Origin of the sequence: Novosphingobium colocasiae (assembly GCF_014652555.1) — a bacterium.
Taxonomy (GTDB): Bacteria; Pseudomonadota; Alphaproteobacteria; order Sphingomonadales; family Sphingomonadaceae; genus Novosphingobium; species Novosphingobium colocasiae.
Genome location: NZ_BMZA01000001.1, coordinates 77,099 through 90,853, shown reverse-complemented (window position 1 = coordinate 90,853; position 13,755 = coordinate 77,099). Strand labels below are relative to the sequence as shown.

Annotated in this window: 13 protein-coding genes; 11 read left to right on the top strand and 2 right to left on the bottom strand. The window is 64.2% G+C overall.

What is annotated here, in order from left to right:
- Positions 1 to 6: 6 nt before the first annotated feature.
- Together IE122_RS00440 and IE122_RS00435 are read right to left on the bottom strand one after the other, a co-directional pair.
- Positions 7 to 1,446: an aldehyde dehydrogenase gene (locus IE122_RS00440; RefSeq protein WP_189619127.1), complete on the bottom strand. Its 1,440-nt coding sequence runs from the start codon at positions 1,444 to 1,446 to the stop codon at positions 7 to 9.
- Between the two features lie 53 nt (positions 1,447 to 1,499).
- Complete coding sequence (locus IE122_RS00435) at positions 1,500 to 2,543, bottom strand: 2Fe-2S iron-sulfur cluster-binding protein (RefSeq protein ID WP_189619126.1); 1,044 nt, start codon at positions 2,541 to 2,543, stop codon at positions 1,500 to 1,502.
- 166 nt (positions 2,544 to 2,709) lie between these two features.
- Here IE122_RS00435 and IE122_RS00430 point away from each other — a divergent pair, with 166 nt between their 5' ends.
- The 11 genes from IE122_RS00430 (at position 2,710) to IE122_RS00380 (ending at position 13,753) form a co-directional block, all read left to right on the top strand.
- Positions 2,710 to 5,283, top strand: a complete 2,574-nt coding sequence (locus tag IE122_RS00430; RefSeq protein ID WP_189619125.1) for a TonB-dependent receptor — start codon at positions 2,710 to 2,712, stop codon at positions 5,281 to 5,283.
- Positions 5,284 to 5,358: 75 nt separating this feature from the next.
- Positions 5,359 to 6,087: a hypothetical protein gene (locus tag IE122_RS00425; RefSeq protein ID WP_189619124.1), complete on the top strand. Its 729-nt coding sequence runs from the start codon at positions 5,359 to 5,361 to the stop codon at positions 6,085 to 6,087.
- A gap of 5 nt (positions 6,088 to 6,092) precedes the next feature.
- Entirely contained in the window at positions 6,093 to 6,695 is a 603-nt protein-coding gene (locus IE122_RS00420; RefSeq protein WP_189619123.1) for a cytochrome c oxidase subunit 3, read from the top strand.
- Entirely contained in the window at positions 6,692 to 6,955 is a 264-nt protein-coding gene (locus IE122_RS00415; RefSeq protein ID WP_189619122.1) for a cytochrome C oxidase subunit IV family protein, read from the top strand. Before IE122_RS00420 ends, IE122_RS00415 begins: the two co-directional genes overlap by 4 nt.
- Before the next feature lie 58 nt (positions 6,956 to 7,013).
- On the top strand, positions 7,014 to 7,976 hold the full coding sequence (locus tag IE122_RS00410) for a DUF7064 domain-containing protein (protein WP_189619121.1): 963 nt from the start codon (positions 7,014 to 7,016) through the stop codon (positions 7,974 to 7,976).
- A gap of 4 nt (positions 7,977 to 7,980) precedes the next feature.
- The gene (locus IE122_RS00405) at positions 7,981 to 9,120 is read left to right on the top strand and encodes a phosphotransferase family protein (protein WP_189619120.1); all 1,140 of its coding nucleotides are present in this window, start codon (positions 7,981 to 7,983) and stop codon (positions 9,118 to 9,120) included.
- Positions 9,117 to 9,584 (top strand): hypothetical protein, encoded by a 468-nt coding sequence (locus tag IE122_RS00400; RefSeq protein WP_189619119.1) that lies wholly within the window; start codon positions 9,117 to 9,119, stop codon positions 9,582 to 9,584. Before IE122_RS00405 ends, IE122_RS00400 begins: the two co-directional genes overlap by 4 nt.
- A 25-nt stretch (positions 9,585 to 9,609) precedes the next feature.
- The gene (locus IE122_RS00395) at positions 9,610 to 10,716 is read left to right on the top strand and encodes an NAD(P)-dependent alcohol dehydrogenase (RefSeq protein WP_189619118.1); all 1,107 of its coding nucleotides are present in this window, start codon (positions 9,610 to 9,612) and stop codon (positions 10,714 to 10,716) included.
- Positions 10,717 to 10,734: 18 nt separating this feature from the next.
- Complete coding sequence (locus IE122_RS00390; RefSeq protein WP_189619117.1) at positions 10,735 to 11,523, top strand: enoyl-CoA hydratase/isomerase family protein; 789 nt, start codon at positions 10,735 to 10,737, stop codon at positions 11,521 to 11,523.
- Between the two features lie 6 nt (positions 11,524 to 11,529).
- The gene (locus IE122_RS00385; protein WP_189619116.1) at positions 11,530 to 13,089 is read left to right on the top strand and encodes a long-chain-fatty-acid--CoA ligase; all 1,560 of its coding nucleotides are present in this window, start codon (positions 11,530 to 11,532) and stop codon (positions 13,087 to 13,089) included.
- A complete protein-coding gene (locus tag IE122_RS00380) occupies positions 13,070 to 13,753 on the top strand; it encodes a molybdopterin-dependent oxidoreductase (protein WP_189619115.1) in 684 nt (227 codons plus the stop codon). The genes IE122_RS00385 and IE122_RS00380 overlap by 20 nt, the downstream gene beginning before the upstream one ends.
- The last annotated feature ends 2 nt before the right edge of the window (positions 13,754 to 13,755 follow it).

The following is a 13,755-nucleotide window of genomic DNA, read 5'->3' as shown; positions in this document are numbered from 1 at the left end:
CAATTCTTACCCCATGACATAGATGGATTTGGTGTTCTGGTAGGCACCGATCGCCTCGGGCCCGAACTCGCGGCCCAGACCGCTCGCCTTGATGCCGCCGAACGGCGCACCGAGCGAGGGCATGTAGCCATTAACGCCGACTGTGCCGCTTGCAACCCGGCGGGCGACATCGGTGGCATGCGCACTGTCCGCGCTCCACACCGACCCGCCGAGGCCGAACTGGCTATCGTTGGCGATCCGCACCGCCTCGTCCTCACCGTCATACGGAATGACGGCCAGCACGGGGCCGAAGATTTCCTCCTGCGCGATCCGGTCCGAATTGTCCACATCGGCAAAGATCGTCGGCTCGACGAACCAGCCGCGATTGGTCGACTGCGGGCGACCGCCACCGGCCACGAGGCGGGCCTCTTCCTTGCCGATGGCGATATAGCTTTCAACCTTGTCGCGATGCGCGGACGAAGCCATCGGCCCGATGTGGGTGGCGGGATCGAGCGCATCGCCCACGGTCAGCGAATTGGCGAACTGCGCCAGCGCGCCGACCACTTCGTCATAGCGCTTGCGCGGCGCAAGAACGCGGGTGCCGTTGTAGCAGGCCTGTCCGTTGTTGAGCATCGAAGCCATCGGCACGCCCTGCAGGAAAGTCCCGATATCGGCATCCTCCAGCAGGATCGCCGCCGACTTGCCGCCCAGTTCCAGCGTCACCGGACGCAGCAGCTCGCCGCAGGTGCGGGCGATGGCGCGGCCGGCACCGGTCGATCCGGTGAAAGCCACCTTGTCGATCCCCGGATGGCTGACGAGATAGGCACCGACATCGCGATCGGCCGCCACCCAGTTCAGCACGCCGGCGGGAACGCCCGCTTCCAGCGCCGCTTCGGCCAAAAGGTAGCTGTCGAGGATGGTGCCCGGCGAAGGCTTGATCACCAGCGTGCAGCCCGCCGCCATCGCCGGTGCGATCTTGTTGAGCGCGAGGGTGACGGGGAAGTTCCACGGCACGATCGCCGCGACGACGCCCAGCGGCGAGCCTTCGACCAGCGTTTCCTTGCCCATCTGCGAGGGGCGCACATCGGGCGCGCCGATGCCGCGCGCGAGCTGGGCGTAATACTGGATGACACCGGCACCGAACTGGCCTTCGAGCAGGCTGCTGAGCGCAATCGGCATGCCGTTCTGCATGCTGACCGCCTGCGCGATCTGTTCCCCGCGCGCGGCGACCGCGCCCATGAACCGCTCCATCACCTCGGCCCGCCAGGTCGGGCTTGCGTCGCGCCAGCCCGAACCGTCGAACGCGGCGCGCGCGGCGGCGACGGCGGCGTCGACATCGGCTTCAACCGCTTCGGGCACGACGGCGAAATCCTCGCCGGTCGAAGCGTTCACCAGCGTGAAGCGACGGTCGCTCTGGGGGGCGACCCATTCGTTGCCGATAAAGAAGGCGTCCCGGTTCATATCCATCAGATCAATCCTCTCAAACTTCGATGATTTGCGTTCAATGCGTCGTTATGAAGTCAGCGAAGCGTGCTCGCATCGGTGAATTTGTCGTAGTAAATGGCGCTAAGCCCGACCCCACCCCCGGTCAGCACGGCGACGGCAGCGTCGATCATCGGCGGCGGGCCACACATATAGGCCTGCAACCCTTGCGAGCCACCCAGTTGCGCGATCGCGGCGGGGATTTCCTGCGTCACCATACCATGGCGCATCCCGTCCACGGCTTCTTCCGACAGCACCGGCCAGAAATCGAACCGCCCCTTCCACTGCGCGCCGATCGCGGCGATCTCGTCGATGCAGTAAAGGTCGCGGGCACCGCGCCCCCCGAACAAAAGTACGGCATCGCGGGCCACGCCGCGCGCCACCGCATCTTCGAGCAGGCTCATCAGCGGCGACAGGCCGCTGCCGCCGCCGACCAGCAGGATCGGGCCATCGCCGTCGCGCAGCCAGAAACCACCGTGCGGAGCCTCGATGACGAATTCGGTGGCGGCGAAGCTGTCGGCGAACAGCGGTTCGGTGAACGCCCCGCCCGGCACCTTGCGGATGAACGCCGACACCCGGCCGGAGCCGTCCGCCGATGGCTTGGCGCTGAACGAATAGGACCGGTGGCCGGGCGAACCGGGCCACGAGACGTTCATGTACTGCCCGGCGCGATAGCGCAGCGGGGCATCGACCTGCCAGGTGATCTTGCGGATATCGTGCGTCAGATCGATCGATTCGACGATGCGGCCGGTGGTCTGCGCCGGGGCTTCATCGGCCGAGGGCAGATCGACCTCGATCACCAGGTCCGATTCGGGGACCGCCTGGCAGGCAAGGATGTAGCCGCCCTGCAATTCCTCGCGACTGAGGGTGTAGCCGAAGGGAGTGATGGCATCGACCTTGCCCGAGACCAGCCGCGAACGGCACGAGCCGCAAGTGCCGACGGTGCAATCGTGCGGAAAGGCGATTCCCAGTTCGAGGGCGCTTTCCAGGACCGTCTTGTTCTTGCCGACTTCGAACGTGGTACCCGATGGTTCCAGCACAACCTTGGGGGGGGCTTTCTTGCCGAAAAGCTTGCTGAACATAGGCTTGCCTGACTCTCCCGAAACGGCCCGCCGTGGCCGATTTGCCACGGTCTGGAATGCTGCACTGCGTCAACTTGTAAATGTGTTGACATTATCACCGCATTACCTAGTTTGCGTATCAAGGTCACGCAAAATCGCGATGGCCGATTAGCAAGGGAGGTAATGCATGAAAGCAATTCGCTATGTAAGCCTGTGTGCGCTGGCCATGGGCATCAGTGCACCTGCTTGGGCTCAGGAAAGCCAAGGCGAAAGCACCGGCGGACTCCAGGAAATCATCGTCACCGCCACCAAGCGCTCTGAGAATCTGCAGAACGTGCCGGTTGCCGTCTCGGCGATCTCGTCCGAAGCGCTGGCCAAGAAGGGCGTGTTCGAAACCTCGGACCTAAACGCCTCGATGCCGAACCTGCAGGTGTCTTCGCCTTATGGTTCGCAGCAGCCCAATTTCTCGCTGCGCGGCGTCGGCGTCGGCACCGAATTCAACGCCAACGCGGCATCGCCGGTCGGCGTCTATGTCGACGAAGTCTACCAGGCGTTCCGGGCCAGCCACGGTCAGCAGCTCTATGATCTGGAACAGATCGAAGTCGTGCGCGGTCCACAGGGCACGCTTTACGGCCGCAACACCACCGGCGGCGCAATCAACTTCATCACCCGCAAGCCCAAGCTTTCGGGTGCCAACGGCTATGCCACGATCGGCTATGGCAACTTCAACCGCGTCAACGGTGAAGCGGCCATCGAAGTGACCCCGGTCGAGGACAAGATCGGCCTGCGTGTCGCCGGCACGTTCGTGAACTCCGACCCCTATGTCCATAACGTCCTGGCGCCCGGCCTCAACACCTCGGCAGCGGGCGGTGCGTCCGGCCTGAACATGATCAACGATCGCAGCCCCGGCGGCACCAAGAGCTACGGCATCCGCGGCACGCTGCGTGTGAAGCCCACCGATACGCTCGATATCATGCTCAAGGGATACTACGCGAAGGCTGTCGGCGGAACCGAATCCCCGCTGCCGACCGGGCAGACCAAGGGCAGCGACGAGATCGACTATACCTCTCCCAACTTCCTGTTGGGCGGCCTGTTTGCAGCCTTGGCACCCGCCGGCTTGGTTCCCGACCATTACAGCCAGTCCGAAAACGGTCTGAGCAGGAATCAGGTGCAGCTTGATACCGTAGGCAAGGCGCTGACGCGGGCCGAGGGCGTGGTGCTGACGGTGAAGGCGGAACTGACCGATTCGCTCGATCTCGTTTCGATCAGCGGATATGACTCGGGCCGGTATCTGCAATCGCAAACGGACTGCGACGCGACGCCGCTACGTCTGTGCTCGATCGGTTATGGATCGAAGTTCCACGCGTTCAACCAGGATCTCCGCTTCGTATACGACGGCGGGCCGTTCAAGATGATTCTCGGCGGGTTCTATGGCAAGGATACGGTGACCGGCGACAACAAGCCGGACTTCTTCAACTTCACCAGTGACATTCGTGCGGCGCTGGGCCTACCCGCCACCTATTTCAATCCGGGCGGCGCGTTCGGCGCGGCTTTCCCGGCTGGGTCGCTGCCGACAGGCATTCGCGCCACGCAGCACTTCAAGCAGGTTCGCGACAGCAAGGCGATCTACGGGGAAGGCAGCTACGAGCTGACGCCAACCCTGAAATTTACCGCCGGGCTGCGCTATACGATCGACAAGAACACCTTCAAGGACGGCATCACTACCTATTACGATGACACTGGAACCGCCCGGATGCTGACGGTTTCGGATTATGCGGGCGGTCCCTACTTCCTTGCGCCGATCTATGACCCAACGGGCACGCTGGTCATTCCCGCGTCCACCGGTCCGCTTCCGGGCGGCCTCGAACGGCGGGGCAAGACCAAGAAGTTCTCCGGCCGCGCCATCGTGGACTGGAAGCCGGTGGACGGCGTGATGCTCTACGCCAGCTACAGCAAGGGCTATCGCGCGGGCACCTTCAACGGCCTCGCCTATGGCAGCGCCAACCAGGTCTACTTTGTCCGTCCGGAACAGGTCGATGCCTATGAAGTGGGCTTCAAGACCCGCTTCATGAACAACCGCGTGCAGATCAACGGCGCGTTCTTCTACTATGACTACCAGGGCCAGCAGGGCCAGGTGGTGGACAACACCGCCACCGCCAACCTGATCGCTCTCGACGGAACGCTGAAGGGCTTCGAAGCGGACATGCAGTTCGCCGCGACCGACACCCTGACGCTGACCGCCGCAGTCGGTGTCCTCGACACCAAGTACAAGGGCTTCGACCAGACCAAGTGCGCCGCGCTCAGCCTCGCCGGCAAGTTCCCCGCGCAGCAGGGTTCGTGCGTGCAGTCGTCGGGCGGCAACGTCAGCGTCGGCGGCAATCCGTTCCCTTACGCGGCCAAGCTCTCGCTCAACTTCGGGTTCGACTGGGATGCGGTCGAGCTGGGTGACGGCAAGATCAAGATCCACGGCGACACGTCGTACACCGGCAAGTTCTACTTCGATTCCTTCAAGGACTACAGCCGTGGCCCGCTGGTCAATGTCACCACCGGTGACTTCGCCAACGGCAGCGGCAAGTACTGGCTCGCCAACGGCCGGATCAGCTTCGACACCCCGAACTACACGGTTTCGCTGTGGGGCAAGAACCTGACCAACAAGACCTACTACCCCTATGGCATCGCCATCGAGAACCTGTTCGGTAACGGCTACCGCGTCCGCGCGCAGCCGCGCACCTACGGTGTCGAGGCCACCGTCCGCTTCTGATAAGGAAGGCGTTGCGCCGGATCATGTCCGGCGCAACGCCGACCCGCCAGAAGTCGCTCATTTGGGAGACACGCGATGGCATCGGCACCGATGACAGAAGACAACAGCTACGGCGCATGGAAATTCTGCGCCTGGAATGGCATGATCTTCATGGCCGTTTTCATGTATTTCTGGGGATGGCTCGGCCATAACCTGCCGCCTTTCGCAGGCGATGCCCCTGCCAGCGAAGTCGCCGGCTATTTCCGCAATCACAGCGATGCCGTTAGGCTCGGCATGGTCACGTCGATGACTTTCGCCGTGTCCTATGCGGTGTGGGGCATCGCAATCGGCAAAGTGATGGATTACGCGATCGGGCGGGGCCACATCCTCACCGACCTCCAGGTCTGGGGTGCCGGGCTGACCGTGGTCCCGATCCTCGTCTCGTCCTCGTTCTGGCTGCTCGGGTCGTACCGTCCCGAAGCGCTCGACGATACCACCCTGCAGATGATCTACGACGCCGCCTGGCTGCTGATCGACCTCGCCTATGCGGTGACGTCGGTCCAGATGTTCGGCCTCGGCTTCGGGTTCCTGCGCGACAAGCGGGCAGAGCCGTTCTTTCCCAAGTGGGTCTGCTGGTATTCGATTTGGGTCGGCTTCATGTTCATCGCGGAATGCTTCATGCCGTTCTTCAAGGGCGGCGCGTTCAACCGGTCGGGCATCCTGAACTTCTGGATCGAATTCAGCATCTTCTTCGCCTATGCGCCGATAATCACCTGGTACACCCTCAAGGCCATCGGCCGCATCCGCGTCGAAAACGGCGACTGATCCCGATGTACGCGCCATCGACCATGCCGGCTGAGACCAGAAAGAAGGCCCTCGCGCTTCCCGGAGACGAGGGCGTCTTCTTCTTCATCACCGCCGACATGGCGATGTTCGCGCTGTTCTTCCTCGTGTTCATGGTCGGCCAGGCGCAGGCCCCGGATATCTACCGCGCTTCGCGCGCGGCGCTCGATCCGACGCTGGGCCTGCTCAACACGCTGATCCTCGCCACCAGCGGCTGGCTGATGGTGCGGGCGGTCGACGCGGCGCGGCGCGAACGGTGGTCTGCCGCGCGCCGCAACGTGATCGCCGCCGCGCTGGTCGGGCTGGGCTTTGCCGTCACCAAGGCGTTCGAATATCACGCCAAGATCAGTCACGGCATCACGCTCAACACCAACGAATTTTTCACGTACTATTACGCCTTCACCGGGCTGCACTTCTTCCATTTCGTGATCGGCGTCCTCGTCCTCGCCATCACCCAGGCCAAGCTGGCCGCGCCCGAAGGCGAGAAGACGCGCATCTGGCTCGAAAGCGCAGCCGCCTACTGGCACATGGTCGATCTGCTGTGGATGGTGCTGTTCCCGATGCTCTATCTGGCCGGGGGCACGGCATGAAGCTGTCCAGCACCTTGGCCTATGGCATCATCGCCGCGCTTTCGATCAGCAGCTTCGCGCTGTTCGAAAGCCAGGGCCACACGCTGATCCTGGCGCTGGCGGTATTCGCCATCGCGCTGGTCAAGATCGCGACGATCCTCAACGGCTTCATGCACCTCGAATGGCAGCACCGTCCTTTCGCCCAGGTCCTGACCGGGTGGCTGGTCGTAGTTGGAGCCGTTCTGGCAGGCGGCATGTTCGCCCTGCCGTGGAATTCATGACCCGATGACGTCCGCTCCGGGGGGAGCAGCGGATCGGGTCGGACCGATGGAGAATAGCTTGTCGAAATTCGCAGGAATCACGCTGACCCGGCCGGAACTGACGCTGGATGCGGTGCATGACGGTCGCCATGCGCTGAGCACCGCCATCGCCAACGATCGCGAATCGATCCCGCTACTGGCGCACCTGCCGGAAGAGGGCATCGCCTTTTTCACGTATACGTGGGTGAATGCGGCCAGCGAAGCCGGCGCGGCGGTGTGCCTGTTCGGCCCCGGCGTCGGCCCCGAACCGATCGTGATCGGCCTGCCCGATCGCCCGGTCCCGGCCGACATGAACTTTTCCGAATGGAAGATCGAAGGCTTCGAGATGAAGCATGATCTCCAGTTCGGCACCGCCAGGTTCCACTTCGCCGACGATCGCGTCGCGCTCGACTTCACGTTCGAGGGCGCGCACCCGCCTTACGCCTATGCCGGGAGTGCCGGCGGCTGCCCGAGCTATTGCGCCACCAACCGCATCGAGCAGAGCGGCCGGGTGTGGGGCACGCTGACGCTGGCGGGGCGCACCATCGCATTCGACACCACCGGCCACCGCGATCATAGCTGGGGCACGCGCGACTGGAAGGCGATGCAGAACTATCGCTGGTTCCAGGGCCAGGCCGGCCCCGGCGTCTCGGTTCACTTCTGGCATCTCAACGCTCTCGGCCAGACGCGCCTGATCGGTTACGTGTTCAAGGACGGTGTCATGGCCGAAGTCACCGGCCTCGATTTCGACCTCGCATTCGACGACCGCTTCCTCCAGCGCAGCCTGACGGCGACGATCACCGACGATGCCGGCCGCACTACCAGCCTCGCAGCCGAATTCTACGCACACGCCCCGCTCATCCCCAGCCCGGACCTGGTGCTGAACGAAGCGGCGGCCACCATCACTGTCGACGGCAAGCCCGGCGTCGGCTGGCTTGAGTGTGCATGGCCCACCGATTACCTCGCGCACATCCGCGCCAATCCCGCCTACGCCCAAGGCTGAACCGATGTCGACCGGCCTCACCGAAATGGAAACGCCGCTGCGCGCCATCCTCGACCGGCGCGCTGCCAACCGCGACCTGCCGCCCTATCGCGCGGCGCTGCGCCACGAGATCGCGGCCGTGCTCCAGGGCTTCTTCGATGCCACCCTGCCCGGTGCCACTGTGGCCGACGTCAAGCGCGTCGGCGGCGGGGCATCGAAGGAACAGTTCTTCTTCGCGCTGACGCACGAGGGCGAAACCCAGCGCTACCTGCTGCGGATGGACCCGCGCAAAGCGATTACCGAGACCGACCGGGCCCGCGAAAGCCTGTTGCTGGACCTGATGCAGGGGATCGTCCCGGTCCCGCGCCCGGCCTGGACCGATAACGAAGCGCGCTATTTCCCGCAGCCGGCCGCGATAATGCATGTCGTGCGCGGGGTGACCAAGCCCAGCGTCTCGGCCCAGAAGGTCAGCGGCCTCGGCACCTGGCTCGGGCCGGACTATCGCGACCGGCTGAAGGACCAGTTCCTCGATCATCTGATCGCCATCCACGGTTTCGACTGGCGCGGCCGGCCGCTGCCCGGCTTCGAGGTGCCCGATGCCGATGCGAAGCAGGCGGCACGCTGGACGCTCAACTACTGGCGCGAAATCTGGCGGATCGACGAAGGCGAAACCCGGCCGATCTTCGCGCTGGCGGAACAGTGGCTGCTGGCCAACCTGCCCGATTGCGCCGAACTGGTGCTGACTCACGGCGATTATCGCACCGGCAATTACCTGTTCGACGAGGACACCGCCGAGATCACCGCCCTGCTGGACTGGGAGCTGGCGCGCATCGGCGATTACCACGAGGACCTGGCCTGGGTGCTGATGCAGGTGTTCGGCACATTCGATGAAAACCGCACGTTCCGCGCCTCGGACCTGTTCGAGCGCGAGGAGTTCATCCGCGCCTACGAACAGCGCTCGGGCCGCACGGTCAATCGCAAGACCTTGCACTTCTACGACGTCTTGAGCAGCTTCAAGTGCTACATCATCTGCGCCGCCAATGGTAGCGCGGCGGCACGTTCGCAGCACAACCACCAGGACGTGCTGCTCACGTTCCTCGCCGCCGCGGCCCCGATGTTCGCGGATGATCTCGTCCGCCTTCTGCGCCAGGGAGAACCGGCATGATCCCGACGATTGACGAACGCCTGGCCAGCATCGTGCGCTCGCTGTCCGAAGTGATCGTGCCGCACCTTCCCGAGGATGCATCGCTCGCGCGCGAACAGGCCGGGCTCATCATCGGCCATGTCCAGATCATCCGCAGCCAGATCGACGATGCCCCGGCCTACGAACAGGCCGAACGCGATGATGCCGCCGCGCTTGGTCAGGCGCTGCTGGCGGAGTTCCCGGCAGACCGCTACGGTGCGGCCGCGATGGATGCTCTGAAACAAGCAATCACGCTTACTACTTCCGATGTGAGGGAAAGCCGCCGGGCGATCAACACCGCCATCGAAGCGGTGATCCAGGCCATCTCGGCAGGAACCTGCGCCGCCTCGAAATCTCGTCTTTCCAGCATAATCCTTGATTTCGAGGACACCCGAACGCAAAAGGACCGCAAGTGGTTCGCCCCGTTCGGATTCGATACAATCTGATAAACAAACATATGGATATTGGGACATGGATGCACTTGCTGCTGTACTGCACGAACCCGCCGGGCCGTTCACCATCGAACGCATCGAAGTTGCCGAGCCGCAGGCCGGCGAAGTGCGCGTCGCCGTCAAGGCGGTAGGCATCTGCCACAGCGATCTCGTGATCGCCTCGGGCGCGCTGGGCAACCCCTTCCCCACGGTGCTGGGCCACGAAGGTGCCGGCGTGGTCGATGCAGTCGGGGAAGGCGTCACGTCGGTCAAGCCGGGCGACAAGGTGCTGATGTCGTTCAACAGTTGCGGCCATTGCGTCCGCTGCGACCATGACGATCCGGCCTATTGCCACTCCTTTTTTCCGCTCAACATGATCTGCGCCCGCGCCGACGGCTCGACCCGCATGACCAAGGACGGCCAGCCGATCGCCGACAACTGCTTTGGCCAGTCGTCGTTCTCGGCCGTTTGCGTCGCGAACGAGCGCAATGTCCTCAAGGTCGCCGACAATGCCGATCTTACCACGCTGGCACCGCTGGGTTGCGGCATCCAGACCGGCGCGGGCGCGGTGCTGCGCTCGCTCAAGGGCAAGGCCGGTGAAACGCTGCTGGTGATCGGCGGCGGCGCGGTCGGGCTGTCGGCGGTGATCGGCGGCACCCTGGCCGGATGCACGCAGATCATCCTGATCGAACCGCAGGCCAAGCGCCGCGAGATGGCGCTCGAAATCGGGGCCACCCACGTCATCGATCCCGCCACCGCCGGCAACATCGTCGAAGCGGTGCGCGCGATTGTCCCGATCGGGGTCGACATGATCGTCGATACCAGCGGCCACATGCCGACGCTCGAACAGACCCCCGGCATGATCGCGCCGATGGGCCGCATCGGCCTTGTCGGCCTTCCCGGCGCGCTTGATGCGGCGCTGCCGCTGCCGATGATCCAGTGGCTGACGCTGGGCGGCACCGTGCGCGGCATCGTCGAGGGTGACAGCGACATCACCGGCTTCCTGCCCGAACTGCTCGCCTATTACGCCGAAGGACGCCTGCCGTTTGACAAGTTCGTGACGCGCTATCCGTTCGAGAAGATCAACGAAGCCATCGCCGATTCCCACCACGGTGCCTGCATCAAGCCGGTGCTGGTTCTAGACTGACGGACAATTTCGCAAACCATGACTTACGATACCATGCGCATCGAACGGGACGGCGGGCTGGCCCGGCTGGTCCTGACCCAGGGCAGCCGCGGCAATCCGATCAATGGCGAATTCTGCCGGGATTTCCTGCTGGTCGCTAACGAACTGTCCGAAGACCGTTCGGTGCGCGCGGTTCTGGTGGTCGCGGAAGGCAAGAACTTCAGCTTCGGTGGCGATATCGCCAGCTTCACCGGTGAACTCGATCGTCTGCCGCTGATGATCAAGCGCTGGACCGCCGACATCCACGCCGGCATCGCCCGGCTGTCGCGGATGAACGCGCCGGTCATCGCGGCGGTGCAGGGTGTCTGTGCGGGCGGGATGAACGGTGTCGTTGCAGGCTGCGACTATGTGGTCGCCGCCGAAGGCGCGCGCTTCGTTGCGGCTTATGCCGGGATCGGTTTCTGCGCGGATGCCAGCACTTCGGTCACCCTGTCGCACCGGATCGGCATCGCCCGCGCCAAGCGCTTCCTGTTGCTGAACGAGACGCTGGATGCGCCCACCGCGTTGTCGCTGGGCATGATCGACGATCTTGCGCCGGCCGACGAATATCTGGCCCGCGCCGAAGCGGTGGCGCGCAGGCTGGCCGATGGCCCGACCCGGGCGTTCGGCGAAATCCGCCGGCTGTTCCTCTCGGTCGAGGATCAGCCGCTGGAAACGCAGCTCGAATTCGAAGCCCAGGCGCTGGCCCGCTGCGCCGGCACCGCCGACGCGCGCGAGGCGATCACCGCCTTTGCCGAAAAGCGCAAACCCACCTTCACCGGAGCATAACCCCGCATGTGGCTGTACCCCGAAGTCCGCACGCTGGGCGAATTCATCGAATACCACGGCCGCCACACGCCCGAGCGCCGCGCGCTGGTCAGTGGTGAACGGACGATTTCCTTCGCCGAATACGATGCCGTCGCCAACAGCATCGGCAATGGCCTGATCGCGCAAGGGATCGGGGCGGGCGATCGGGTCGGCTTTCTCGGCCTCAACAGCCCGGATTTCTATCTCGCGCTGGTCGGCTGCGCCAAGACGCGCGGAGCGTTTACCGTGTTCAACTGGCGGCTCGCCGCCGCCGAACTGGCGCAGCTTGTCGCTGACAGCGAGGCGAAGATCGTCTTCGTCGAGCGGGTGGTGGAGAACCTGTGGCACCAAGCGCTCGAACTGTGCGACGTGCATCCGGTGACGGTCTACTACGACGAGACCGATACGCTGGAACGGCAATACGCCCGCTATCCCACGACGAAGCCGGACCTGTTCATCAGCGAAGAGGACATCGCGGTCCAGCTTTACACCTCGGGCACCACCGGTCTGCCCAAGGGCGTGATGCTCAGCCACGGCGGCTTCAACCGCATGCGGCTGTGCGAGCATTTCGAGCCGGCCTACGAATGGCGGGACGGGGACATCTTCATCAACCCGCTGCCCAACTTCCACCTCCTGTCGATCGGCATCGCCTGGCAATGCCTTTACAACGGTGTGGCGATCTCGATCGTGCGGCAGTTCGATCCCGGCCTCGTCTGCGATGTCATCCAGCATGACCGCCCCACCCTGCTGACGCTGACGCCGACGATGATCCAGATGCTGCTCGATCATCCCAAGGCGGAAAGCACCGATTTCTCCTCGATCCGGCTGACGCTCTATGCCGGCTCGCCGATCTCGCTTGGCCTCATCAAGCGAGCGATCGGGCGGATGCCGGGCAAGTTCATGCAGTTCTACGGCGCGACCGAGGCGGGCGGGGCCTTCTCTATCCTGCGCCCGGACGAGCATGATCTGGAACATGAGGGCAAGCTGCAAAGCTGCGGCCGGCCGCTGCCGCTGATCGAGTTCCGCATCGTCGATGGCGAAGGCAACGAAGTGCCGCAGGGCACGCCGGGCGAACTGCTGGTGCGCGCCCCGGCGATCACGCCCGGCTACTGGAAGCAGCCCGAAGCCACGGCCAAGGTCCTGAAGAACGGCTGGTATCACACGGGTGACGTCGCGCGTCAGGATGAGGAAGGGCTCTACTACATCGTCGATCGGGTGAAGGACATGATCGTCTCGGGCGGGGAGAACATCTACTGCGCCGAGGTGGAGAACGTCCTGTCGATGCACCCCGCCGTCGGCTCGGTCGCGGTGATCGGCGTGCCGGATTCGCGCTGGGGCGAAGCGGTGATGGCCTGCGTCATCCTGAAGGCTGACAACACGCTGACCGAAGCGGACCTGATCGCCCATGCGCGTACCGGTCTTGCCGGCTACAAGGTGCCCAAGCGGGTCAAGTTCATGGACAGCTTCCCGCTGGTGCCCAGCGGCAAGGTTTCCAAGAAGGATCTGCGCGCGCCGTTCTGGGCCGAACATGGCCGCCAGATTGGCTGAGCCCGCACCCCGGCCACTGCCGCCCGGTCAGTTCCACGGCCGCGCTTTCGTGCGGTTCGGGCTGGGCCGGTTCAAGAATCGAAAGCTGCCTGCGGCTCCTCCGTTGCAGGTACGCCTGCGGGGGGACGTAGCTGCCGAAGTCGATGCAGGGCCGCAGATCGCGACGCTGCCCAAGGTCGAGCAGATTTCAGACTTCCACTGCGTCACCACCTGGTCACGGCTCGGTGTGCGGTGGACCGGTGTGCGCTTCGCAGACTTCTACCACACCATAGCGATCCCCATGGCCGAGCCCGATCCGCAGGCGCGGCTCGTCGTATTCCACGGCCTTGACGGCTATCGCTGCGCCATGAACCTGGATGACCTGCTGGCGAGCGACGATGTGCTCCTCGCCACAGCGCTGGACGGCGCGCCGCTGGGGGTGGAACACGGCGCACCGCTGCGGCTGATCGCCCCGGCGCACTATGGCTACAAGAACGTCAAGCACGTGGTTCGGATCGAATTCCTGAAATCGCGCCGGGGCTATCGCTTCCCGCTGCCCTATCCGTCACTGATGGATCACCCGCGCGGGCGGGTGGCGCTGGAGGAGCGGGCGCGCTTCCTGCCCAACTGGCTTATACGCCCCATATACAAATTGTTTGTTCCAAAGGCCGTGCGCAAAAGTTAACG